Source organism: Streptomyces montanus, from assembly GCF_005786655.1.
Classification (GTDB): domain Bacteria; phylum Actinomycetota; class Actinomycetes; order Streptomycetales; family Streptomycetaceae; genus Streptomyces; species Streptomyces sporangiiformans.
Window position 1 is genome coordinate 1 of sequence record NZ_VBZC01000098.1, and the last position, 23,686, is coordinate 23,686.

Annotated in this window: 22 protein-coding genes; 10 read left to right on the plus strand and 12 right to left on the minus strand. The window is 70.5% G+C overall.

Translation table 11 applies throughout. The features are described from left to right. A partial coding sequence (locus tag FE633_RS44260; RefSeq protein ID WP_171060382.1) for a cbb3-type cytochrome c oxidase subunit I occupies positions 1-1,067 on the minus strand: 1,067 nt, incomplete at its 3' end. Continuing rightward, complete coding sequence (gene ctaC, locus FE633_RS44265; RefSeq protein WP_138050827.1) at positions 1,064-2,023, minus strand: aa3-type cytochrome oxidase subunit II; 960 nt, start codon at positions 2,021-2,023, stop codon at positions 1,064-1,066. The genes FE633_RS44260 and ctaC, both read right to left, overlap by 4 nt. Positions 2,024-2,391: 368 nt before the next feature. Between ctaC and FE633_RS44270 the strand changes: the two genes are divergently transcribed. Continuing rightward, entirely contained in the window at positions 2,392-3,774 is a 1,383-nt protein-coding gene (locus FE633_RS44270) for a cysteine desulfurase/sulfurtransferase TusA family protein (protein ID WP_138050828.1), read from the plus strand. A 63-nt stretch (positions 3,775-3,837) separates the two neighbouring features. On the opposite strand, the gene FE633_RS44275 is transcribed toward FE633_RS44270, so the two are convergent. Next, positions 3,838-4,812: a carbohydrate kinase family protein gene (locus tag FE633_RS44275; protein ID WP_138050829.1), complete on the minus strand. Its 975-nt coding sequence runs from the start codon at positions 4,810-4,812 to the stop codon at positions 3,838-3,840. A 152-nt stretch (positions 4,813-4,964) separates the two neighbouring features. Between FE633_RS44275 and FE633_RS44280 the strand changes: the two genes are divergently transcribed. Both FE633_RS44280 and FE633_RS44285 read left to right on the plus strand, forming a co-directional pair. After that, the gene (locus tag FE633_RS44280) at positions 4,965-5,174 is read left to right on the plus strand and encodes a hypothetical protein (RefSeq protein ID WP_119104831.1); all 210 of its coding nucleotides are present in this window, start codon (positions 4,965-4,967) and stop codon (positions 5,172-5,174) included. A gap of 210 nt (positions 5,175-5,384) precedes the next feature. Beyond that, a complete protein-coding gene (locus FE633_RS44285) occupies positions 5,385-6,959 on the plus strand; it encodes a hypothetical protein (RefSeq protein WP_246114117.1) in 1,575 nt (524 codons plus the stop codon). 141 nt (positions 6,960-7,100) lie between these two features. On the opposite strand, the gene FE633_RS44290 is transcribed toward FE633_RS44285, so the two are convergent. Beyond that, positions 7,101-7,457, minus strand: a complete 357-nt coding sequence (locus FE633_RS44290; protein ID WP_119104832.1) for a HesB/IscA family protein — start codon at positions 7,455-7,457, stop codon at positions 7,101-7,103. A gap of 320 nt (positions 7,458-7,777) precedes the next feature. Here FE633_RS44290 and nadA point away from each other — a divergent pair, with 320 nt between their 5' ends. Next, positions 7,778-8,962, plus strand: coding sequence for a quinolinate synthase NadA (gene nadA / locus FE633_RS44300; protein ID WP_138050831.1), 1,185 nt, complete (start codon positions 7,778-7,780; stop codon positions 8,960-8,962). Between the two features lie 77 nt (positions 8,963-9,039). On the opposite strand, the gene FE633_RS44305 is transcribed toward nadA, so the two are convergent. The 5 genes from FE633_RS44305 to FE633_RS44325 all read right to left on the minus strand — a co-directional run bounded on the left by FE633_RS44305 (position 9,040) and on the right by FE633_RS44325 (position 15,798). Then, on the minus strand, positions 9,040-12,201 hold the full coding sequence (locus tag FE633_RS44305; protein WP_138050832.1) for an efflux RND transporter permease subunit: 3,162 nt from the start codon (positions 12,199-12,201) through the stop codon (positions 9,040-9,042). 156 nt (positions 12,202-12,357) lie between these two features. Further along, the gene (locus FE633_RS44310; protein ID WP_138050833.1) at positions 12,358-13,041 is read right to left on the minus strand and encodes a response regulator; all 684 of its coding nucleotides are present in this window, start codon (positions 13,039-13,041) and stop codon (positions 12,358-12,360) included. Continuing rightward, positions 13,038-14,408 carry a sensor histidine kinase gene (locus tag FE633_RS44315; protein WP_171060383.1) on the minus strand — a complete coding sequence of 457 codons (1,371 nt, stop codon included), beginning with the start codon at positions 14,406-14,408 and terminating at the stop codon, positions 13,038-13,040. The genes FE633_RS44310 and FE633_RS44315 overlap by 4 nt, the downstream gene beginning before the upstream one ends. Before the next feature lie 279 nt (positions 14,409-14,687). Next, positions 14,688-14,966, minus strand: coding sequence for a PspA-associated protein PspAA (pspAA, locus tag FE633_RS44320; RefSeq protein WP_138050835.1), 279 nt, complete (start codon positions 14,964-14,966; stop codon positions 14,688-14,690). A gap of 22 nt (positions 14,967-14,988) precedes the next feature. Further along, entirely contained in the window at positions 14,989-15,798 is an 810-nt protein-coding gene (locus FE633_RS44325) for a PspA/IM30 family protein (protein ID WP_119104888.1), read from the minus strand. Between the two features lie 288 nt (positions 15,799-16,086). Here FE633_RS44325 and FE633_RS44330 point away from each other — a divergent pair, with 288 nt between their 5' ends. Together FE633_RS44330 and FE633_RS44335 are read left to right on the plus strand one after the other, a co-directional pair. Next, the gene (locus FE633_RS44330; RefSeq protein ID WP_119104878.1) at positions 16,087-16,710 is read left to right on the plus strand and encodes a DUF3043 domain-containing protein; all 624 of its coding nucleotides are present in this window, start codon (positions 16,087-16,089) and stop codon (positions 16,708-16,710) included. A gap of 83 nt (positions 16,711-16,793) precedes the next feature. Then, positions 16,794-17,495 (plus strand): class I SAM-dependent methyltransferase, encoded by a 702-nt coding sequence (locus FE633_RS44335; RefSeq protein ID WP_138050836.1) that lies wholly within the window; start codon positions 16,794-16,796, stop codon positions 17,493-17,495. 81 nt (positions 17,496-17,576) lie between these two features. Here FE633_RS44335 and FE633_RS44340 read toward each other — a convergent pair whose 3' ends face one another. Next, complete coding sequence (locus tag FE633_RS44340; RefSeq protein ID WP_119104880.1) at positions 17,577-17,789, minus strand: hypothetical protein; 213 nt, start codon at positions 17,787-17,789, stop codon at positions 17,577-17,579. 242 nt (positions 17,790-18,031) lie between these two features. On the opposite strand from FE633_RS44340, the gene FE633_RS44345 reads away from it, so the two are divergent. Further along, a complete protein-coding gene (locus FE633_RS44345) occupies positions 18,032-19,231 on the plus strand; it encodes a bifunctional adenosylcobinamide kinase/adenosylcobinamide-phosphate guanylyltransferase (RefSeq protein ID WP_138050837.1) in 1,200 nt (399 codons plus the stop codon). Between the two features lie 28 nt (positions 19,232-19,259). Here FE633_RS44345 and FE633_RS44350 read toward each other — a convergent pair whose 3' ends face one another. After that, a complete protein-coding gene (locus tag FE633_RS44350; RefSeq protein WP_138050838.1) occupies positions 19,260-20,123 on the minus strand; it encodes a class I SAM-dependent methyltransferase in 864 nt (287 codons plus the stop codon). Between the two features lie 190 nt (positions 20,124-20,313). Here FE633_RS44350 and cobT point away from each other — a divergent pair, with 190 nt between their 5' ends. Next, on the plus strand, positions 20,314-21,507 hold the full coding sequence (gene cobT, locus FE633_RS44355) for a nicotinate-nucleotide--dimethylbenzimidazole phosphoribosyltransferase (protein ID WP_138050839.1): 1,194 nt from the start codon (positions 20,314-20,316) through the stop codon (positions 21,505-21,507). Positions 21,508-21,619: 112 nt separating this feature from the next. Beyond that, complete coding sequence (locus tag FE633_RS47625; RefSeq protein WP_171060384.1) at positions 21,620-22,333, plus strand: hypothetical protein; 714 nt, start codon at positions 21,620-21,622, stop codon at positions 22,331-22,333. Here the strand turns inward: FE633_RS47625 and FE633_RS44365 are convergent. Then, positions 22,273-23,037: a hypothetical protein gene (locus FE633_RS44365; protein ID WP_138050841.1), complete on the minus strand. Its 765-nt coding sequence runs from the start codon at positions 23,035-23,037 to the stop codon at positions 22,273-22,275. The genes FE633_RS47625 and FE633_RS44365 overlap by 61 nt on opposite strands. 56 nt (positions 23,038-23,093) lie before the next feature. Between FE633_RS44365 and FE633_RS44370 the strand changes: the two genes are divergently transcribed. Beyond that, the coding region (locus tag FE633_RS44370) for an adenosylcobinamide-GDP ribazoletransferase (RefSeq protein WP_246114118.1) at positions 23,094-23,686 on the plus strand (593 nt) is incomplete at its 3' end.

Sequence of the window (23,686 nt, forward strand, 5' to 3'; positions counted from 1 at the left end):
GACCCCTTCCACATGGTGCCGATCCAGTTGAAGAACTTCACACCCGTGGGCACGGCGATGAGGAACGTCATGAAGGAGAAGAACGGCAGCAGCACCCCGCCGGTGACGTACATGTGGTGCGCCCACACCGTCACACTCAGACCGGCGATCGCGATCGTCGCGGCGACCAGGGTGGTGTAGCCGAACATCGGCTTGCGGGAGAAGACCGGGATCACCTCGGAGATGATCCCGAAGAACGGCAGGGCGATGATGTACACCTCTGGATGGCCGAAGAACCAGAAGAGGTGTTGCCACAACAGCGCGCCGCCGTTGGCCGCATCGAAGATGTGTGCGCCGAACTTGCGGTCCGCCTCCAGCGCGAACAGCGCGGCGGCCAGCACCGGGAAGGCGAGCAGCACCAGCACGGCGGTCAGCAGCACGTTCCACACGAAGATCGGCATGCGGAACATGGTCATGCCCGGGGCGCGCATGCAGATGATGGTAGTGATGAAGTTGACCGCGCCGAGGATGGTGCCGAAGCCGGAGAACGCCAGACCCATGATCCACATGTCGGCGCCGATGCCCGGTGAGCGGACCGCGTCGGACAGCGGGGAGTAGGCGAACCAGCCGAAGTCGGCCGCGCCCTGCGGGGTGAGGAAGCCGCCGACCGCGATCGTCGAGCCGAACAGGTACAGCCAGTAGGCGAACATGTTCAGCCGGGGGAAGGCGACGTCCGGAGCGCCGATCTGCAGCGGCATGATCCAGTTGGTGAAGCCGGCGAACAGCGGCGTCGCGAACATCAGCAGCATGATCGTGCCGTGCATCGTGAACGCCTGGTTGAACTGCTCGTTCGTCATGAGCTGGTTGCCCGGACGGGCCAGCTCGGCACGCATCAGCAGGGCCATCACGCCGCCGATGACGAAGAACGCGAACGACGTGACCAGATACAGCGTGCCGATCGTCTTGTGGTCCGTGGTGGTGAGCCACTTGACCACGACGTTACCGGGCTGCTTGCGCCGCACCGGCAGCTCGTTCTCGTACGAGTCTTCAGCCGCGGCGGCACCCTGAGGTTCGTTGAGGATGCTCACAGTTGGTTCGTCTCCCGGTTCTTCTCGGCTTCCGTCTGCTCAATGCCGGCCGGGACGTAACCGGTCTGGCCCTTCTCGGCGAGCTCCTTGAGGTGGGCCTCGTAGCGCTCGGGAGAGACGACCTTCACATTGAAGAGCATCCGGGAGTGGTCGACGCCGCACAGTTCGGCGCACTTGCCCAGGAAGGTGCCCTCACGGTTGGGGGTCACCTGGAAGGCGTTGGTGTGGCCCGGGATGACGTCCTGCTTCATCAGGAACGGCACCACCCAGAAGGAGTGGATGACGTCACGCGAGGTGAGGACGAAGCGGACCGTCTTGCCCTTGGGGAGCCAGAGGGTCGGGCCGGGGTTGTTGGTCTGCGGGTTCCGCTCACCGGGGGTGCCGCAGGTGTAGACGCCGCCCGCGTTGGCCGGGAACTGGTTCTTCCACTTGTTCGGGATCGCGTCCAGGTTCTTGTCGGTCTTCGCGTCACCGGTGGAACCTGGCACGTTCTCGACGTAGTTGAAGCACCAGCTCCACTGGAAGCCGACCACGTTGACCGTGACGTCCGGCTTCTTGGCGGTGTCGAGGAGTTTCGCCTCGTCCCGCGCGGTGAAGTAGAAGAACACCGAGACCATGATGAGCGGGACCACGGTGTACAGCGCCTCGAGCGGCATGTTGTACCGGGTCTGTGGGGGGATCTCGACCTTGGTGCGGCTTCGCCGGTGGAAGATGACGCTCCACAGGATCAGGCCCCACACGAGCACGCCGACGGCGAGTGCGGCCGCCCATGAACCCTGCCACAGGGAGAGGATTCGCGGAGCCTCTTCCGTGGTGGGGGTGGGCATACCAAGGCGGGGGAAATCCTTGTATGTGCAACCGGTGGCGGTCGCCAGGACCAGGCCCGCAGTCAGTGCCTGCAGCAGCTTCCGCCGCATCGGGCGCCGCGGCGAGCGGTCGGAGCCGTTGGGACTCACGTAGCGCCTTCCCGAGAGTCTCGCCCGCGCTGTTGGCTGCGGCCTTCTCGCTGGTCGGTCGCCGCCCTGCGTCGGGCAGGGGTTTGGATGTTTATGCGGACCAAACCCTACTGGACGCAATTTGAGGTCACGCGGGGAGGGTACCCAACGCGCCGCCCGACTCCTCAAAGAGCCGGACCAACCCATTCCGCACACGGAATGCCATGACACCACGCGGCTCCAACAGCGCCCCCGTAAGGGGCGCGGGGCAGCGACATATGCGGCTCCGCCGCGTGGGCGCGACCAGCCACGAACAACCCGCACCTTCCGTACGAACAACGCGCCCCACCCCCGTACCCCACCCCCAGCGGAGCGCTAGCGTTGGGGATGTGTCCTACTTCGACGCCGCCTCCTCCACCCCCCTGCACCCCGTCGCCCGGCAGGCCCTGCAGGCCTCGCTCGACGAGGGGTGGGCCGACCCCGCCCGCCTCTACCGCGAGGGCCGACGCGCCCGGCTGCTGCTCGACGCGGCGCGCGAGGCGGCCGCCGACTCGGTGGGCTGCCGCCCGGACGAGCTGGTCTTCACCTCCTCCGGTACACGGGCCGTCCACTCCGGGATCACCGGGGCGCTGGCCGGGCGCCGCCGAGTCGGACGCCACCTGATCGTGTCCGCCGTCGAACACTCTTCTGTGCTTCACGCGGCCTCGGTCCACCAGGCCGAGGGCGGCTCGGTGACCGAAGTGCCCGTTTCACGCACGGGCGCGGTCTCCTCCGACGCGTACGCCGCCGCCTTCCGTCCCGACACCGCGCTCGCCTGCCTCCAGTCGGCCAACCACGAGGTGGGCACGGAGCAGCCGGTCGCCGCGGTCGCCGCCGCATGCCGCGAGGCGGGTGTACCCCTCCTGGTCGACGCGGCGCAGTCGCTGGCCTGGGGGCCGGTCGAGGGCGACTGGTCCCTCCTGACGGGCAGTTCCCACAAATGGGGCGGACCACCCGGTGTCGGACTTCTCGTCGTACGCAAGGGAGTTCGGTACGCCCCTCAAGGCCCCGTCGACGAACGGGAGTCGGGACGTGCTCCCGGCTTCGAGAACATCCCGGGGATCGTCGCCGCGGCGGCCGCACTGCGTGCCGTACGCGCGGAGGCGGCCGCCGAGTCGGCCCGTCTGCGGGAACTGACGGACCGGATCCGTGCGCGGGTGCCGGAACTGGTCCCGGATGTCGAGGTGGTGGGCGACCCGGTGCGCCGGCTCCCCCACCTGCTCACCTTCTCCTGTCTCTATGTCGACGGAGAGACATTGCTGCACGAGCTGGACCGCGAGGGTTTCTCCGTGTCGTCCGGATCGTCCTGCACCAGCAGCACGCTGACGCCCAGCCATGTCCTGAAGGCCATGGGGGTGCTGACCGAGGGCAACGTCCGGGTGTCACTGCCGCCGGGCACACCCTCGGAGGACGTGGATCGCTTCCTGGAGGTGCTGCCGGGCGTGGTCTCGGCGGTCCGCGAGAAGCTGGGCGCGCCGGTCCACGCACCGAAGGCGCCCGCCGCCGAGGACACCCTCGTCGTGGACGCCCTGGGCAAGCGCTGCCCCATCCCGGTCATCGAGCTCGCCAAGGTGATCGGCGACGTACCCCCCGGCGGAACGATCCGCGTCCTCTCCGACGACGAGGCGGCCCGCCTGGACATCCCGGCGTGGTGCGCGATGCGGGGGCAGGAGTACGTCGGGGAGGAGCCGGAGGAGCGGGGCGCGGCGTACGTGGTGCGGCGGCTGTCGTGAGCGGGTGACGTGAGGGGGGGTGGAGTACGCGCGGTGCCCCACCCCCCCACACACTTCTACCGCCTACACGAGGTGCGTCTGGACCTCCGCCGCCGCCTCATGGCCGTACGCCTTGGTGAAGCGGTCCAGGAAATGGGTGCGGCGGAGTTCGTACTCCTGGGTGCCGACGGTCTCGATGACGAGCGTGGCGAGCATGCAGCCGACCTGGGCGGCGCGCTCGTGCGAGACACCCCAGACCAGGCCCGAGAGGAAGCCCGCGCGGAACGCGTCGCCGACACCCGTCGGGTCCGCCTTCCCCGTCTCCTCGGGGACACCGACCTCGACCGGGTCCTGGCCGACGGCCTCGATGCGTACGCCGCGCGCGCCGAGGGTGGTCACGCGGTGGCCGACCTTGGCGAGGATCTCGGCGTCCGACCAGCCGGTCTTGGACTCGATGAGCCCCTTCTCGTACTCGTTGGAGAAGAGGTACGTCGCCCCGTCCAGCAGGATCCTGATCTCGTCGCCGCCCATGCGCGCGATCTGCTGGGAGAAGTCGGCCGCGAACGGGATCTTTCGCGAGCGGCACTCCTCGGTGTGCCGGAGCATCGCCTCGGGGTCGTCCGCGCCGATGAGCACGAGGTCGAGCCCGCCGACGCGGTCGGCGACCGACTTGAGCTCGATGAGCCGGGCCTCGCTCATGGCACCGGTGTAGAAGGAGCCGATCTGGTTGTGGTCGGCGTCCGTCGTGCAGACGAAGCGCGCGGTGTGCAGCACCTCGGAGATACGTACGGACTCGGTGTCGACGCCGTGCCGGTCAAGCCAGGCCCGGTACTCGTCGAAGTCGGCGCCCGCGGCTCCGACCAGGATCGGCGAGGAGCCGAGCTGGCCCATGCCGAAGGCGATGTTCGCGCCCACGCCGCCCCGGCGTACGTCCAGGTTGTCGACCAGGAAGGACAGGGAGACCGTGTGCAGCTGGTCCGCGACCAGCTGGTCCGAGAAACGGCCGGGGAAGGTCATGAGGTGATCAGTGGCGATGGAGCCGGTGACTGCGATACGCACGGCTAGGAACACACTCCTGCGAGGAGGGGCATTGACAGTTCACGCTATCGGGTCGGCCCCTGCTGTCGAGTCGATCCCCACCTCCACTTCCGGGCAGAACTACCCGATAGTAGGGCTTTTTTCGTAGGGCTCACGGTGCATACGGTTTCGTTATGACGAACCTCAAGATCCACGGCCCCGCTCCGCTCGACCCCGAAGGCGGCCTCGCGGAGCTGCGCGGTGACTGCGCCCGGATGGTGCCGCACTGGACCGCACCCGCCCGGATCACTCCCCGCCCGGTGTCTCCGTCACTCATCCACGGCGTGACCGTCCCCCAGACCTCCGCGCGGCTCCTGGACGCGATGTCCGAGTACGGCGACTAGGGAGGCGACCAGAAAGGGCGCACGCAGGGCGAGGCGCCCGCACGGAGAGGGCGCCCGCGGAGAAAAGGCGCCCGCAGGGAACCATGCGCTCCCCCGCCGCGTCCCATGGCTGTCCCCCGTAAAGGGGATACCGGATACGACCCTGATGTGCCCTGACCTGGTTCGGGGCCGGGTCTCATGGGACCGCGGTGCGGTAGAAGGAGCGATGCGGTGAACACCGAGCGACCCGATGACGAAGCGGTCCGGCCGCGCCGGCGGCGTACCCCGGTGGCCGTCGCCTCGGTCGCGGCCGCCGTGCTGCTCATCGGGGGCGGCGGGGCGTACATCGCCACGACGGCGTCCGGTGGCGGCGACGACCGGGGCGGCTCCGGTACACCGGGAGGCGACGGCACTCCGCCGCCGCTCGCCCTGGACGGCTACACCGAGAGCGGCACGAACGGCATCGCGCCCGGCGAGCCCGACCCGAACGGCGTGACGTACCGGGCCGACGGCAAGCTGCCCGACGGCCCCTCGTCCGCGCCGGTCTACCGCGCGAAGGGCGAGGTCACGGCCGCCGAGGTGGCCGCGCTGGCGAAGGCCCTCGATGTGGAGGGCAAGCCGACGGCGGCGGGTGACGCCTGGAAGGTCGGGGGCACCAAGGACGGTTCCGGTCCGAGTCTCCAGGTGAACAAGAAGGCGCCGGGCATATGGACGTTCAGCCGCTTCGCGCCCGGCACCGACGACTGCCGAAGCACCACTGTCTGCGCGAGCGGCGGGACCCCCAAGGCCCCCCAGGACCCGCAGGGCTCCCAGGACTCCCAGAGCTCCCAGGACTCCCAGGGCTCCGCGGACGCCGAGGGCGATCCGGTGAGCGTGGACGCCGCGAAGAAGGCCGCCGCCCCCGTCCTCAAGGCGATCGGCCAGGACGACGCGAAGCTCGACGTGAGCGAGCTCGTGGGCGCCATCCGGGTGGTGAACGCCGATCCGGAGTTCGGCGGGCTGCCGACGTACGGCTGGACGACCAGTGTCCAGGTCGGCGCGGACGGTCAAGTGGTGGGCGGCAACGGCGAGTTGAAGAAGCCGGTGAAGGGGGACACGTATCCCGTCCTCGGCGCGCGGAAGACACTCGACCTGCTGAACGAGTCCGGAGCGGGCGGCGGGCGCGTGGGCATCGGCGGGTGCACCGCCTCCGTCCCCACGAAGGACAAGAACGAGGCGCCGTGCGAGCGGACGCCCTCGAAGGCCGGGCCCAAGTCCGACGCGGTCGTCGTCGAAGGCGCCACCTTCGGTCTGGCGTCGCACTTCGTGGACGGACGGCAGGCGCTGGTGCCGTCCTGGCTCTTCGAGGTACGGCCCGAGGGGGCCAAGGAAAGCTTCACGGTGACGCATCCGGCGGTCGAGCCGAAGTATCTGACCGCTCCGGAGCAGCCGGGTGGCGGCGCGACCGAGCCGAGTCCGCGGCCGAGTGAGTCGGGGAAGCCGGATGAGCCCGGGGACGAGCCGAGCACGGCGCCGACGGAGCGGGACGTCAAGGTCGAGGGCTACAGCGCGGACGGCAAGAAGCTGACCGTGCGCTTCACGGGCGGGGTGTGCAGCGACTACTCGGCGTCGGCGAAGGAGAGCGGCGACACCGTCACGGTCCGGGTGACCGAGAAGCCGTGGAAGGGCAAGGTCTGCATCATGATTGCCAAGACCTTCCACAAGACGGTCGAGCTCAAGGAGCCGCTCGGGGACCGCGAGGTCGTCGGCACGGACGGCAAGGCGCTGCCGCTGGAGAAGGATCTGCCCAAGACGCCGGCCAAGTAGCCCACAAGCAGCACACAGGCGTGGATCCTCGGCCGCGCGTACATGGCTCGTGCGTGGCCGAGGATGCGCGAAGGCGGCGCCCCGTCGGAGGGGGCGCCGCCTTTCTGCGTCACTGGATGCTTCCGCAGACGGGTCTCAGGCTCAGTTGAAGGAGTCGCCGCAGGCGCAGGAACCCGACGCGTTCGGGTTGTCGATCGTGAAGCCCTGCTTCTCGATGGTGTCCACGAAGTCGATGGAGGCGCCACCCAGGTACGGAGCGCTCATACGGTCGGTGACGACCTTCACGCCGCCGAACTCCTTGACGACATCGCCGTCGAGGGAGCGCTCGTCGAAGAAGAGCTGGTACCGCAGGCCGGAGCAGCCGCCGGGCTGAACAGCGACGCGAAGCGCCAGGTCGTCGCGGCCTTCCTGGTCGAGCAGGGCCTTGACCTTGGCCGCGGCGGCGTCCGACAGGAGGATGCCGTCGCTCACGGTGGTGGTCTCGTCCGATACGGACATCTGCTTCTCTCCCGGGTTGTACGGAGACTGCTTGCCGACGGGTGCAACCGACGGGGCCGCGGATTCATTCCGGGCCGAGCGCGCGTCTTTCGGTTCTCTTTTCTCCCTCCTCATGCTCGCACATGCGATTGCGAGCGGAAAACGTCCTGTGGACAACCCCGTCGGAGCACCATCGGGATTCACGTCACATCGACGTTATGGGCATCGTCAACGTGACGTGAAGCGGTTATGATAGATCGCGTCATTTCGACGAAAAGGCTTGTTCCGCTTGATCGTTCCAGGTGATTCAAGCGAGCCGCAGAACAGAAAGGGTGCGTGCCGTGACCACCGCCCAGACCCAGGAGCTCGACGTACAGCCGACGCCCCTCGCCCTGCTGTTGCTCGGCCGTGAGGCCGACCCCAGGAGCGAGCGGGGTGTCGAGTGTCCCGGTGACCTGCCCTCGCCGTCCGACCCGGACCTGGTGGAGCGTGCCCGCGCGGCCAAGGAGAAGCTCGGAGACAAGGTCTTCGTGCTCGGCCACCACTACCAGCGCGACGAGGTCATCCAGTTCGCGGATGTCACCGGGGACTCCTTCAAGCTGGCCCGGGACGCGGCAGCGCGGCCCGAGGCCGAGTACATCGTCTTCTGCGGTGTGCACTTCATGGCCGAGTCGGCGGACATCCTGACCTCCGACGACCAGAAGGTGGTCCTGCCCGACCTCGCGGCCGGCTGCTCCATGGCCGACATGGCCACCGCAGAGCAGGTCGCCGAGTGCTGGGACGTACTGACCGAGGCCGGGATCGCCGAGCAGGTCGTGCCGGTCTCGTACATGAACTCGTCCGCGGACATCAAGGCGTTCACGGGCAAGCACGGCGGCACGATCTGCACGTCGTCGAACGCCAAGCGTGCCCTGGAGTGGGCCTTCGAGCAGGGCGAAAAAGTGCTCTTCCTGCCCGACCAGCACCTGGGGCGGAACACCGCGGTGCGGGACATGGGGATGTCGCTCGACGACTGCGTCGTCTACAACCCGCACAAGCCGAACGGCGGCCTGACCGCCGAGCGGCTGCGCGACGCGAAGATGATCCTCTGGCGCGGCCACTGCTCGGTGCACGGGCGCTTCTCGCTGGAGAGCGTGGAGGACGTGCGCGCGCGGATCCCGGGCGTCAACGTGCTCGTGCACCCGGAGTGCAAGCACGAGGTCGTGGCCGCCGCCGATCATGTGGGGTCCACGGAGCACATCATCAAGACCCTGGAGGCGGCGCCCGCCGGTTCCAAGTGGGCGATCGGTACGGAGCTGAACCTCGTACGCCGCCTGGCGAACCGCTTCGCCGCCGAGGACAAGGAGATCGTCTTCCTCGACAAGACGGTCTGCTTCTGCTCCACCATGAACCGCATCGACCTCCCCCACCTCGTCTGGGCCCTGGAGTCCCTCGCCGAGGGCAACCTCGTGAACCGCATCGAGGTCGACCGGGAGACCGAGCAGTTCGCGAAGCTGGCCCTGGAGCGGATGCTGGCGCTTCCGTAACCCGGGTTGTGCATACGTGACAAGGGGCGCCCCTCTGGCTGAGGGGCGCCCCTTGTCGGGTAGTACGTACGGACCGGTCAGACCTGTGCCGGCGCCAGCTCGCCGGACTCCGATTCGCTGGACTCCGATGCGCCGGACTCCGATTCGGCCTGCGGCGCGATGCCCGCCTTCTTCGCCCGCTTGGCCGCCTTCTTCTTGGCCCGGCGCTCCTTGCGGAGTTCGACCATCGCGTAGAGCGTGGGCACCAGGAGGAGGGTCAGCAGCGTCGACGTGATCAGACCGCCGATCACCACCACCGCCAGGGGCTGGGCGATGAAGCCGCCCTCGCCGGTGACCCCCAGGGCCATCGGAAGTAGGGCGAAGATCGTCGCCAGTGCCGTCATCAGGATCGGCCGCAGCCGGTGGCGGCCGCCTTCCAGCACGGCCTCGACGACTCCGTAACCCTGCCTGCGGTACTGGTTGATCAGGTCGATCAGGACGATCGCGTTCGTGACGACGATGCCGATGAGCATCAGCATGCCGATCATCGCCGGGACACCCATCGGGGTACCCGTGGCGACCAGCAGACCGATCGCGCCCGTCGCCGCGAACGGAATCGACACCAGCAGGATCAGCGGCTGGACAAGGGACCGGAAGGTCGCGACCAGCAACATGAAGACGATCGCGATCGCCGCGAGCATCGCCAGGCCGAGAGACGCGAACGCGTCGTCCTGGTCCTGGGAGACACCGCCGATCTCCGCCGTCGCGCCGTCCGGCAGCTTCAGCGCGTCGAGCTTCGACGTGAGGTCGGCGCTCACCGCACCCGTGTTGTCGCCCGCCGGCTTCGCCGAGATGGTGGCGGCGCGCTGCCCGTCGATCCTGGTCATGGAGACCGGACCGTCGACCAGTTCGACGGTGGCGATGTCACCGAGCTTCACACCGGGCCCCATCGGGAGCTTCTTCAGCTCGTCCAGCGTCCGGGCCGGCTTCGCCGACTTGATCACCACGTCCCGCTCGGTGTCGTCCAGGAGCGCCTTGCCGCTGGTGGTGCCGCGCACCGCCTGGGCGACGGCGGCGCCGAGGGTGGTGTCGTTGAACCCGGCCGCAGCGGCCTTGTCGTTGGCCTTGACGGAGATCCGCGGCACGGACTGCGCGAGGTCGCTCGTCACGTCCTTGACGTCGTCGAGCCCGGCGACCGCGTCCCGCACCTCCTCCGCCGCCTCGCGCAGCACCTTCGCGTCGGCGGCCTTGACCACCACGCTCAGGTCCTGGGAGCCGAAACCGTCACCGGCCGCGATCGTCGTCGTACCGATCCCGGACAGCTTGCCCAGCCCCTCCTCGATCCGGTCCTGGACGTCTTCGTACGAAGCCGAGTCCGCGACCTTGACCGTGTACGAGGCCTGGTTGCTGTCCGTGCCCCCGCCGAACGCGGCCAGGAACCCGGACGAGCCGATCGTGACCTGGTAGTCCTCGACGCCGTCGACGCCGTCGAGCATCTTCTCGACCTTCTTGGCCTGCGCGTCGGTCGCGGCCAGGCTGGTGCCGGGCTTCAACTCCTGCTTGACGGTGAGGACTTCCTGCTCGCCCTGGTCGAAGAAGTTCGTCTTCAGCAGCGGCGCCATGGCGAACGTACCGACGAGGACGACCACCGCGATCGCCACGCTGGTGAAGCGGCGCCGGGTGGCGAACCGCAGGACAGGGACGTACGAGCGCTGGAGGCGGCTGCGGGCCTCCTTCTCCTCGGCCTTGCGGCGCGCCTCGTCGGCGTCCTCGGGCGTGCCCTTGGGAGCGCGCAGGAACCAGTACGAGAGCACCGGTACCACCGTCAGCGAGACGAGCAGCGAGGCCAGCAGCGCGGCCGTCACCGTCAGGCTGAACGAGCCGAACAGCTCGCCCACCATGCCGCCGGTCAGACCGATGGGGAGGAAGACGGCGACCGTCGTCAGGGTGGAGGAGGTGACCGCGCCGGCGACCTCGCGGACCGCCTTGAGGATCGCCTCGTGACGCTCCTCGCCGTAGCCGAGGTGCCGCTTGATGTTCTCCAGGACCACGATCGAGTCGTCGACGACACGGCCGATCGCGATGGTCAGCGCGCCGAGGGTCAGCATGTTGAGCGAGAGGTCCCGGGTCCACAGGACGATCAGCGCCAGGACCACCGACAGCGGGATCGACACCGCCGTGACGAGGGTCGAGCGGATCGACGCCAGGAACACCAGGATGATCAGGACCGCGAAGAGCAGACCGAGCGCGCCCTCGGTGGTGAGGCCGTCGATGGACTTGGAGACCGCCGGGCCCTGGTCGCTGACGACGGTGATCGACGAGCCCGAGCCGAGGTCCCCGCGCAGGCCGGGCAGCTTGTCCTGGACCGCCTCGGAGATGGCGACGGCGCTGCCGTCGTGGTCCATCGTCAGCGCCACGGAGAGGCTGGGCTTCCCGTCGGTGCGGGTGATGGACTCCGCCTTGGCGGGCTGCTCCTCGACCGTGGCGACGTCACCGAGGCGTACGGGCTTCTTGACGCCCTCGCCGGTGACCATCAGGTTCTGGATCTGCTTGAGGGAGGTGAAGCCGCCGCCGACCTGGACGGTGCGGTTGCTGCCGTCCTCGTCGAACGAGCCGGCCGGGACGGTCGCGCCGCCCTCCTGAAGGGCCTGGCCGAGGACGCCCGGCGAGATCCCGGCGCGCGCCAACTCGGCGTCGTCGGGTGTGACCGTGACCTCGAGATCCCGTACGCCGTCGACCGTGACCTGGCCGACGCCGTCGATCTCCCGCAGCTCGGGCACCACCGTGCGGTCGAGTTGGTCCGAGAGGGCCTGCTGGTCCTTGTCGGAGGTGACGGCGAGCACGACGGTCGGCATGTCGTCCGTGGAACCGGCGACGACCTGCGGGTCCACGTCGTCCGGGAGCTGGACGCGGGCCCGGTTGACGGCCTGCTGGACATCGGCGACGAGCTGCTTGGTGTCGTTGCCGTAGTCGAAGGACGCCATGATCAGGGCGTTGCCCTCGCTGGCGGTGGAGGTGACGCCCGTAATGCCGTCCACCGATTCGAGGTTGTCCTCGATGGGTTCGACGACCTGCTTCTCGACCACGTCGGGAGCCGCGCCCTGGTACGGCGCCACCACCGAGACCATGGGAAGTTCGATGGTGGGCAGCAGTTGCTGCTTGAGCTGGGGGATCGCGACCGCTCCGACGGCGAGCGCGATGATCGACATCAGCCCTACGAGGGCCCGTTGCGCGAGGCTGAACCTGGACAGCCAGGACATGGGTGGGGGATCTCTCTTCTGTTGCGGGAGCGGCGGTGAGGGCACAAGTGAGCGCCCACCCCTACACCTTGAGCCACCCACGACCACTGATCCGTCGCCCCGCAGGCCCATTCCTTATGCGACGCATACTCCAGGCGCAGTAGGCCCGGGCCGGGCTCAGTCCACCCTTGGACGTACCAGCCCGGACTCGTAGGCGACGACGACCAGTTGGGCCCGGTCGCGGGCGCCCAGCTTGGCCATGGCCCGGTTGACGTGTGTCTTGACCGTGAGCGGGCTGACCTCCAGCCGCTCGGCGATCTCGTCGTTCGAGTGCCCGCCCGCGACCTGGACGAGGACCTCGCGCTCCCGCCCGGTCAACGCCTCTAGCCGCTCGGCGCGGGCCGGGTCCCGGTCCTCGTCCGCTCCGTCGCCCTGCGCGAGGAACCTGGCGATCAGTCCCTTGGTGGCCGCCGGCGACAGCAGTGCCTCACCGCCCGCCGCCACCCGGATGGCGCTCAGCAGTTCGTCGGGCTCCGAGCCCTTGCCGAGGAAACCGGAGGCCCCGGCCCGCAGCGACTGCACCACGTACTCGTCGACCTCAAAGGTCGTCAGCATGACCACGCGTACATGGGCCAGGCCCGGGTCGGCGCTGATCATCCGGGTGGCGGCAAGGCCGTCGGTGCCGGGCATACGGATGTCCATCAGGACGACGTCGGCCCGTTCGTCGCGCGCCAGCCGCACCGCCTCCGCGCCGTCCGAGGCCTCCCCCACGACCTCCATGTCGGGCTCGGAATCGACCAGGACGCGAAAGGCGCTCCGCAGCAGCGCCTGGTCGTCGGCGAGCAGGACGCGGATGGTCATGCGGGGTCCCCCGTGGATGCCGTGGTCGGGCGTGCCGCGGTGGTGGACGCCTTGTTCGTGGACGCGGTGGTCGTTGACCCGGTGGTCGTGGACGCGCTGGTGGTGGACGCCGCGCCCACGGTGCCGTTGTTGACGGGCAGGATCGCATGGACCCGGAAGCCGCCTCCGTAGCGGGGTCCGGCCGTGCAGGTGCCGCCGAGCGCGGTGACCCGCTCGCGCATGCCGAGCAGTCCGTGCCCCCCGTTCCCGTCCTGCCCGTCCTGCGCGTCCTGCGCGTCCTGCGCGTCCTGCGCGTCCTGCGGGGTCGCCGCGTTGTCGCCCGGCCCGTTGTCCAGCACGGTGATCTCCACGTTCGGCCCCACGCGTACGACGCTGACCTCGGCCTTCGCCTTGGCACCCGCGTGCTTGCGCACATTGGTGAGGGCTTCCTGGATGACCCGGTACGCGGCCAGGTCGACGGCGGCCGGCAGGGCGGTGCCGTGGTCGGTGCGGGCCACCTCGACGGGCAGGCCCGCGTTGCGGAAAGTGCCGACGAGTTCGTCGAGGCGGTCCAGGCCGGGGGCCGGTTCGGTGGGGGCCTCGGGATCGCCGGACTGCCTCAACAGACCGACGGTGGCGCGGAGTTCGTTGAGCGCGGAGCGGCTGGCCTCGCGGACGTGGGCGAGCGCCTCCTTGGCCTGGTCGGGGCGCTTGTCCATGACGTGGGCGGCGACCCCGGCCTGCACATTGACGAGCGCGATGTGGTGGGCGACGACATCGTGCAGATCCCGGGCGATCCGCAGCCGCTCCTCGGCCACCCGGCGGCGGGCCTCTTCCTCACGGGTGCGCTCGGCGCGATCGGCGCGCTCCCTGATCGCGTGCACGAAGGCGCGGCGGCTGCGCACCGCGTCGCCCGCGGCGGAGGCCATACCCGTCCAGGCGAAGATGCCGAGGTTTTCCTGGGCGTACCAGGGCAGGGGGCCGACGAGCATCGCGGTCCCGGTCAGGACGGTCATGGTGAGCAGTCCGACCCGCCATGTCGTGGGCCGGTCTGTCGTCGAAGCCACCGTGTAGAGAGCGACCACGGCGGACATCACCACGGGGGCCCGCGGGTCGCCGGTCGCGAATTCCAGGAGGGAGAGGGCGCCCGTCGCGGCGAGCACCGCCATGGGGGCGCGGCGGCGCGGGACCAGGGTGAGAGCGGCCATCGCCATCAGGATGAGGCCGATCGCGTCCGGTTCTCGCGTGCCCCAGGTCTTCCCGCCGTGGCCGTCCGGGGCGGCGAACGACGCCACCACCATGCACGTCAGGACGCCTGCCGCCAACGCCCCGTCCACGACCAGCGGGTACGCCCGCAGCCGGTCCCGGGTGCGCTCGAGTGTGCTCACGCGCTTACCGTACGGGGCCCCTGCCGGGGGCGGAACTGGTGGGAGGGGTACGCGGTGCCGTGCGCGGGCCGGGTACCGGGGGTTTTTCGCCCCCGCCGCCCCTACCCGTCCCATCCCTGGGGGCTGCGCCCCCAGACCCCCTTATCGGCCTTGCGGCCTCGTCCTCAAACGCCGGACGGGCTGAAACACCCAGCCCCTCCGGCGTTTGAGGAGCGGGGTCTGGGGCGGAGCCCCAGGGGATGGGACGGGTAGGGGCGGCGGGGGCGAGAAACGCGCTGGTCAGCCGGGGATCAGGCCGTCGTCGCTCAGCATCTCGCGAACCTCTTCCAAGGTCGCCTCGGGGGACGGGAGGATCAGTTCGGAGGGTTCGAGGGAGGCGTCGGGGAGAGGCGTGCCGAGACGACGTACCGCCTCCAGGAGCGCCCCCAGCGTGCGCCGGAAGCCCTCCTCGTCACCGGACTCCATCTCCGCCAGAAGCTCGTCGTCCAGCTTGTTCAGCTCGGTGAAGTGGGCGTTGTCCAGCCTCACCTGCCCCTCCCCCATGATCCTTACGATCATGACGCCCTCCTAGGCGACGGGACTACTGCTTGTCGAAGCGAGGAGTATCCTGCGGCTGGTCCTGGGACTGGCCCTGGGCCTGATTCTGACCCGGACCGCCCTCGATCGCCTGCTGGGACGAGGAGGAACCGCCGGCCAGCTCGGCCTTCATGCGCTGGAGCTCCAGCTCCACGTCCGTGCCGCCGGAGAGGCGGTCCAGCTCGCTCTGGATGTCATCCTTGGCCAGCCCGGAGGAGTCGTCGAGGGCGCCGGAGGCGAGCAGCTCGTCGATGGCGCCGGCCCGGGCCTGCAGCTGCGCCGTCTTGTCCTCGGCGCGCTGGATGGCCATGCCGACGTCGCCCATCTCCTCGGAGATCCCGGAGAAGGCCTCGCCGATCCGGGTCTGCGCCTGGGCAGCGGTGTACGTGGCCTTGATGGTCTCCTTCTTCGTACGGAAGGCGTCGACCTTGGCCTGCAGCCGCTGGGCGGCGAGCGTGAGCTTCTCCTCCTCTCCCTGGAGGGTCTGGTGCTGCGTCTCCAGGTCGGTGACCTGCTGCTGAAGCGCGGCACGGCGCGACAGCGCCTCACGGGCCAGGTCCTCACGACCGAGGGCGAGGGCCTTGCGGCCCTGGTCCTCCAGCTTCGAGGACTGGCTCTGGAGCTGGTTCAGCTGCAGCTCCAGGCGCTTGCGGGAGGTCGCCACATCGGCGACTCCGCGGCGCACCTTCTGCAGCAGCTCCAGCTGCTTCTGGTACGAGTAGTCGAGGGTCTCGCGCGGGTCCTCGGCCCGGTCAAGGGCCTTGTTCGCCTTCGCGCGGAAGATCATCCCCATACGCTTCATGACACCGCTCATGGGCTTCGCGCGCCCCCTTCTGACGGACTCCAGCTCCAGCGACTGCATCAGAACCCACAGTACGGGCCCTGCATCCATTACCGCACTGTTCGGGGACTGATGCGCTCATCCCCAAGGACGACTGTGGGCGACACCGCTCCGGCGTAGGGAGTAGGTGCCCCCCAGGGTTGGATACGGGACAACGTCGGGATTACCTCAGGCCCATCCGGGCGAACCGTCGGCAACGCCCTCTCTGTCCCCCTACAGACGACCGGTGTTGCCGGATCGTTCCCCATTGGGCTGTGGTCCATGCGCCCGCACCCCGTACCCTTGGGTTTTGTGTTCCGTAGCCGTGCCAAGGATGAGAAGGCCCCCGCCGACAAGGCGCTGACCGACTCCAAGCAGCCCCGTGACCCGCAGGCCCCCAAGGGGCGCCCCACGCCCAAGCGCAGTGAGGCCCAGACCCAGCGCCGCAGCGTCGCCAATACGCCGACGTCGCGCAAGGAAGCGGCCAAGCGCGGCCGCGACGAGCGGCGCGCCGCGCTGGCGAAGCAGCGCGAGGCGCTGGCCAGCGGCGACGAGCGCTATCTGCCCGCCCGTGACAAGGGTCCGGTGCGCAAGTTCGCGCGCAACTTCATCGACTCGCGGTTCAGCGTCGCCGAGTTCTTCCTGCCGCTGGCGGTGGTCATCCTCGTACTGAGCATGGTCCGGATCCCGCAGCTGCAGAACATCGCGCTGCTGCTGTGGCTTCTCGTGATCGTGCTGATCGTGGTCGACTCGATCGGCATCGCGATCCGCCTGAAGAAGCAGCTGAAGGAGCGCTACCCGGACGAGTCCAAGCGTGGCGCGGTCGCCTACGCGCTGATGCGCAGCCTCCAGATGCGTCGCCTCCGGCTGCCGAAGCCGCAGGTCAAGCGCGGAGAGCGGCCCTGAGCGCGGCACCTTTCACAGGAGGGGCCGCGGACGCGTGGCTGAGCAAGCTCGGCGCACTGCGTGATGTCGTACGCCAGGAACTGGTGGCCCGGCAGCTGGATGAGCAGATAGCCGCGCGGTTTCCCGTGGGACAGCGGCTGCGCGTGCTCGACGTGGGCATGGGCCAGGGCACGCAGGCGCTGCGCCTGGCGCGGGCCGGACACAAGGTCACCGGGGTCGAGCAGGACTCGACGATGGTCGCCGCGGCCCGCGAGGCTCTCGCCACCGAACCGGAGGGGATCCGCAGTCGGGTGCGGCTCCTCGAGGGCGACGGGCGGGACACCGGCGTCCACTTCCTGCCGGGCAGTTTCGACGTGGTGTTGTGCCACGGCGTGCTGATGTACGTCGAGGAACCTGACGCGCTGCTCGCCGGGCTGGCCCGGATGCTGGCCCCCGGCGGGCTGCTGTCCCTGCTCGTGCGGAACGGGGACGCGCTGGCGATGCGGCCGGGCCTCGCGGGTGACTGGGCCGGTGCGCTGGCCTCGTTCGACACCAACGCCTATACGAACCGCCTCGGCCTCGACGTCCGCGCGGACCGGCTCGCCACGCTCACCGGCACGCTCGCCGGGATCGGGGCGCCGCTGCATGCCTGGTACGGGGTGCGGGTCTTCACGGACACGGCCGCCGACGACGCGGCGGTTCCGGAGGACCTGGAAGCCCTGCTGGCCGTCGAGGAGCGGGCCGGGCGGACCGATCCCTATCGGGGCGTGGCGGCGCTGCTGCATCTGTGCGGGGTACGCGGCTGACGCCGCGGTTGCACACACGCGCATACACAGTGGCCGCGACCGTTCGTACGGTCGCGGCCACGGCCTGTAGGCCTGTATGCCCTACGAGGCCTCGGCGTGCAGGCTCATCGGGCCGTAGATCTCGGTGGCGTCCTCGAACAGCCGCACCTGGTCCACTCCCCCGTCGGCCAGTTCCTTCCAGTGCTCACCGACCCAGGACTCGGCATCTCCCTGCGTGGTGAATTCCTCGGGCAGCACCGCGGGCTGGACCTCCGCCCCGTCGGCCTTCTCGAACCGCCACGTCCATGCCGCCATGTCAGCCTCCCAAAAAGTACCGAGCAAGATCGGACTCGTCCTAGCCCGAAGCCTAGGCGCTCCGCTCGGGGTTCGGTGTTCAAAGGTGCAGGTCGGTGAAGTGTGTGTTGGGTGCGGGTGCGTGGGGGCTGGGCGCGCCCACGCGGCGGAGCCGCGCAGTGTCGCAGCCCCGCGCCCCTACGGGGCGCTGAAAGGGCGCCCCTGTCGCGCACGAGGTGTGCGGAGGCGGAAAAATCGGCCCCGTGGACATAACTCTGCTCGGCACCGGTGCCCCCGCGGGACTGCCCCGCCCCGCCTGTCCCTGTGCGGTCTGCGCGGCCGCGCTCGGCGGGGAGGCGCGGGCTGCGACCGCGCTTCTCGTGGACGGCACGCTGCTGCTCGACCTCACACCCGGCGCCGCGTTCGCGGCCGCCCGTGCCGGGCGCTCGCTGGGCGGCGTACGTCAGGTGCTGCTGTCGCATCCCCACAACGGCCCCGCGGTCGAGGTGCCGGCGGGACTGCCGCAGCCCGGGCGGGTCCCGGACGGGCGGGAGCTGGCACTGCTCACCGGCCATCGGGTGCGGGCGATGCCGCTGGACGCGCCCGGCACCGGATACGAGGTGACGGGACCCGACGGGCAACGCCTGCTGTATCTGCCGCCGGGCGCGGCGCCGTCGGGGCTCGACGGGACGGGCGGGGCGTACGACATGGTGGTGGCCGACGTCCTCGGGCGGCCGGACGCGCTGGCCCGGCTGCGCACGGTCGGGGCCATCGGCCCCACGACGGACGTGATCGCCGCGCACATCGACCACGACGTGCCGCCGGGCCCGGAGCTGCGGCGGCGGCTCGCGGCCGCGGGGTCACGGGCGGTGCGCGACGGGGCGACGCTGATCGTCGGGGTGTACGAGAGCGTGCCCGACGTACCGCGCCGGACGCTGGTGCTCGGCGGGGCGCGGTCGGGGAAGTCGGTGGAGGCGGAGCGGCGGCTTGAGGCCTTCCCTGACGTGCTGTACGTGGCGACCGGCGGAGCCCGTGACGGGGACACCGAGTGGGCGGCCCGCGTGCACGCCCACCGCGACCGGCGCCCCGGCTCCTGGCAGACCACCGAGACGTGCGACCTGGTCCCGCTCCTGAAGAAGGACGGTCCGCCCCTGCTCATCGACTGTCTGTCCCTGTGGCTGACCGACGCGATGGACGCCGTCGGCGCCTGGGACGACGACGAGTGGGCCGGCGGCGGTGAACGCGCCCTGCGGACACGGGTCGAGGAGCTGGCGTCCGCCGTCCGCGAGACCCGTCGCACCGTGGTCGCCGTCTCCAACGAGGTCGGCTCCGGCATCGTCCCCGCGACCCCCTCCGGTCGCCGCTACCGCGACGAACTCGGCCGCCTGAACACGGCGTTCGCGGCCGAGTGCGAGCACGTGCTGCTGGTGGTGGCGGGGCAGGCGCTCGCCCTCAAAGGCTGAAGGGTTACCTAGCTACCGAACTACAGGGCTACAGGGCCGGCGCCTGCGCGTTCCGGCGGGCGATGATCCGGTACGCGTTCGAGAAGCGGGTACGGCGCAGGAGCGGGGCCAGCGCGTGGTCCAGGGCGAGAGTGGAGGCCAGCAGGGGCGTGCGGGCCCGGGTCGGCAGGCGGCGTCCGACGGCCAGCGCGAGGGCGCCGGCGAGGTCGTACGGGACGTGCGGCTCGCGGCGGTCGGTGGCGACGACCGTGCAGCCGAGATCGTCGAGTTCGTCGAGCAGGGTGCCCAGCGGCATGAGGTGCGGATGCCGCGACTGGCCGTACGGCGCCCACCACTTGCCGAGCAGCGCGCCGAACGCGCAGTCCGGGTCCGAGCCCTCGATCAGCAGATGCCCGCCGGGGCGCAGCACGGCGAGCGCGGCGCGCAACTCCTCGCGCGGGTCGGGGCTGTGTGCCAGGTGGTGGAGCATGCTCACCACGTCGTAGCGGCCGCGCAGCCGGTCGACGAGGTCGGGCAGCCGGCCCTGGTGTGCCTCCTCGACCCGGCCCGCCGCCTGTGCCTTCTCGACCCGCGGGGTCGGGTCGAGACCGTCGAAGGACGTGTACGGGTGTACTTCCTTGGCGACCGCCGGGAAGTGGCCGTAGCCGGTGCCGACGTCCAGCCAGCTCTCCGGCTCGGGGTACGGGAGCATCGCGCGGGCCGCGGCCTCGTGGCGATGGGGGTAGTGGGCGTAGTCCTCGCACGCGTCGACGACGAAGGCCGAGGTGGCGGGCTTGTGCCGGAGCCGGCCCGAGGAGCGCAGCCGGGTGCGCGGGCGCTGTGATCCGCACCAGGGGCAGTCGGGTCCGCGCGGTTCTTGGAGCCGCGGCGTGGGAGGGGACGTGGGGGGCATGGGCTGCTCCTGCCGGTATGACAATCCACTGCAAACCGGAACGTAAGGGATCACGATCACGGATGCAATGACGCCATGGAACCAATGATTCACACTGTGTGACCGGCGTGACTGAGGGGGCAGGCGAGGGCCACCGCATATGACCGCCCGTCACGGACCGGGTACGACCCCTGCCGGTACTGTTCGGCGAATGAGCTCGCTTAATCTCGACGACTTCTCCGACCTGATCGAGCGTCCCGACGGTGCCGTGCGGCGTGACGCCGAAGCGCGCCGGGAGCGGCAGATCGTGCCGCCCGGGTCTCTCGGACGCCTCGACGAAATCGCTGAGTGGCTGGCGGCCGCCCAGTCCGCCGTGCCGGTGCGGGCGATCGAGCGGCCGCGTGTGGTGTTGTTCGCGGGTGACCACGGGGTTGCCGAACTCGGCGTGTCGGCGCGGCCCGTGGGCACCGCCGACGAGCTGGTGCGGGCCGTACTCGACGGCTCCAGCCCCGTGTCGGTGCTGGCCCGGCGGCTCGGCGTGCCCGTTCGGGTGGTGGACATGGCGCTCGACTGCGATCCCGGGACGCTGCCGGACGAGGTCGTACGGCACCGCGTGCGGCGCGGCTCCGGACGGATCGACGTGGCGGACGCGCTGTCCGCCGAGGAGGCGGCGCAGGCGTTCCGCGCGGGAGTCGCCGTCGCCGACGAGGAGGCGGACTCCGGGACCGACCTGGTGGTCCTCGGGGATGTGAGCGTCGGGGGGACGACGGCCGCGGCGGTACTGATCGCCGCGCTGTGCGGGACCGACGCGTCCGTGGTCACCGGGCGCGGAGGGCGCCCGATCGACGACCTGGCCTGGATGCGCAAGTGCGCGGCCGTACGCGACGCGCTGCGGCGCGCCCGCCCCGTCCTCGGGGACCAGCTGGGGCTGCTCGCGGCGGTGGGCGGCGCCGATCTCGCCGCGATGACCGGCTTTCTGCTGCAGAGCGCGGTACGCAAGACGCCGGTGATCCTCGACGGCGTCGTGGCCGCCGCGTGTGCCCTGGTCGGGCAGCGGGTCGCCTTCCGCGCACCCGACTGGTGGCTCGCGGGCCACAACAGCGGGGAGCCCGCCCAGGCGAAGGCGCTCGACCGCATGGCCCTCGAACCTCTGCTCGACCACGGGGTCACGGTCGGCGAGGGCACGGGCGCGCTGCTCGCCCTGCCCTTGGTGCAGGCCGCCGCCGCACTGGCGGCAGAGCTCCCGGAGACCTCCGGCCAGGAGGAGCCGAAGGACGCGGCGGACGCGATGGAGGCAGTGGAGGCGATGGAGTCAGACGACTCCGAGAGCTCCGAGGGCTCGGCGGACTCGGCGCACTCGGCGGACTCGGCGGACTCGAGGAATTCCGAGGGCTCGCAGGGCTGAAAGTACGCACGGCCCGCCCCCGAGATCGCAATCACTCAGGGGGCGCTCAACTTCGCCGTGCTCCGCTCCGTCTTCGAAGGTGCGCACGCCGCGAGCACCCGGAGCCGACGAGATGAGCACCTTCCCGACGACCACCACAGCCCTCCTGGTGCGGACCGAGTGGGGGCCGCTGTACGACGCCGTACGGGCCGGAGGGGCCGACTGGCGACGGAGGGCGATGCCCGTGGCCGTGGCCGCGGTCTTCCTGACGGCGTTCCTCCACTACGTGGACACGCAGCCGTGGGGGCACGGGTTCGTGCAGGCCGTCGGCGGCGTACGGGCCGAGGACCCCCTGTGGCTGTCCCTGCTGCGCACCCCGCTGTCCCTCTTCGTTCCGGCGCTGGATCTGCCCGCCTGGGGCGGACTGCTGCAGATCCTCGTCGTGTTCGGGATCGCCGAGCTCTGTCTGGGCCGGCGGCGCACTCTGCTCGTCGCGTACGCGGCGACACTGGCCGGCACGCTGTACGCCCGCGTGGGCATCCGGCTCGGCCCCGACGTCCCGCTCGGGCTGCCCGCCTCGGACGCGTATGTCGTGGACACCGGCCCGTCGGCGGCGGTGGTCGGGCTGGCCGTCTTCGTGTGCTGTCGCCACCGGGCGTACGCGACGGCGGGGCTGGTCGTCTCGTCGATGGTCGCCGAGGTGCTCCTCAAGGAGAACCTCGCGGGCAAGGAACACCTCGCGGCCATCGCGGCGGTGCTGGTGCTGTGCGGGGGCACGGAGTTGCGTCAGCGGCGTTCGGGCACGCGGGCGGGTTCCTGGTCCGGTCTGCCGCCGATCGCGTCTTGAACCCGGCGGCTGAGTCCGGTCCAGCGGCGGTCGTGGTGGAAGGCGCGCAGTCTGGCGCGGGCCCGGGCGCGCGGGCGGCTCCGGTAGAAGCGCTTGGCCCACGGGGAGCCGGGCCGGGCGAGGCGGATCGCCCCGACCAGGGCGACGAACGGGATGACGATGCCGAAGATCGCGGTACGCGCCTTGCCCTTGGTCAGGGCGAGCAGCGCGAAGAAGAAGTTCACGGCCACGGTCAGCGCGACGCCCCCGCGGCCCTGCGTTTCGTCATCGTCGACACCGTTGACCCCGAAGGGCAGGAAGCCGCCGAGCAGCAGAACCACCATGGCCGCCGTGACCACCACGACCTCGACGCTCTTGCGGCCCTCCTCGGTCCAGTAGACGTCGTCGAGGTGCAGGATCAGCGCGAACTCGTCGAGCACCAGGCCCACGCCCATCCCGAAGATCACCGCGCACACCATCGGGCCGACTCCGCTGCGTCCACTGGCCACGGCGCCGAAGCCTCCGGCGACGGTCAGGAGCACTCCGGGGACGACGTGGTGCACATGCACGCCGCCGGTGCTGACGTTGCGGAACGGGCCCTTGCCCGCGCGGATGAGCCGGGTGATGACCCGCGTGATCACGAATGTCAGCACGAACGACCCGAGCGCCAGCAGCAGCGGCAGCTTCCCCGGCTCGACGATGTTCCGATACCACCAGTCACCCATGGAGCCATCTTGCGACCGGATCCGGTCCGCCGCCCGCCGTGGCATACCCTGCGCCCGTGTCTCACACCTCCGCGACTCCCTGGCCGGACGGCCTCCGCTTCGCTTTCGGCACGCTCACCGTGCTCCCCGTGACGGTGTCCCGCTGGGACCGTGAGGCCGCCCGCGCGGGCATGCTGTGCGCGCCCGTCGCCGGTGTGGTCGTGGGCCTGTGCGCGGCAGCGGCGGGCGTACTGCTCCTGCTCCTGGGGGCCGGCCCGCTGCTCGCCGCCGTGGCCACCGCGGCGATACCCGCCGTGCTCACGCGTGGACTTCACCTCGACGGCCTCGCCGACACCGCGGACGGCCTCGGCAGCGGCAAGCCCGCCGAGGACGCGTTGCGCATCATGAAGCAGTCGGACATCGGCCCCTTCGGCGTCATCACCCTGCTCTTCGTCCTGCTCGCCCAGACAGCGGCGCTCTTCCAGGCGTACGAGTCCTCGTGGACCCGGGGTGCCTGCGCGGCCGTCGTCTCGGCGGGCGCCGCCCGGCTCGCGCTCACCCTCGCCGCCCGTACCGGAGTTCCGCCGGCCCGCCCAGACGGCTTGGGCGCCGCGGTCGCGGGCACGGTCCCCGTGCGCGGCGCGCTTCTCGCGGCGGCCGCCGTCACGGG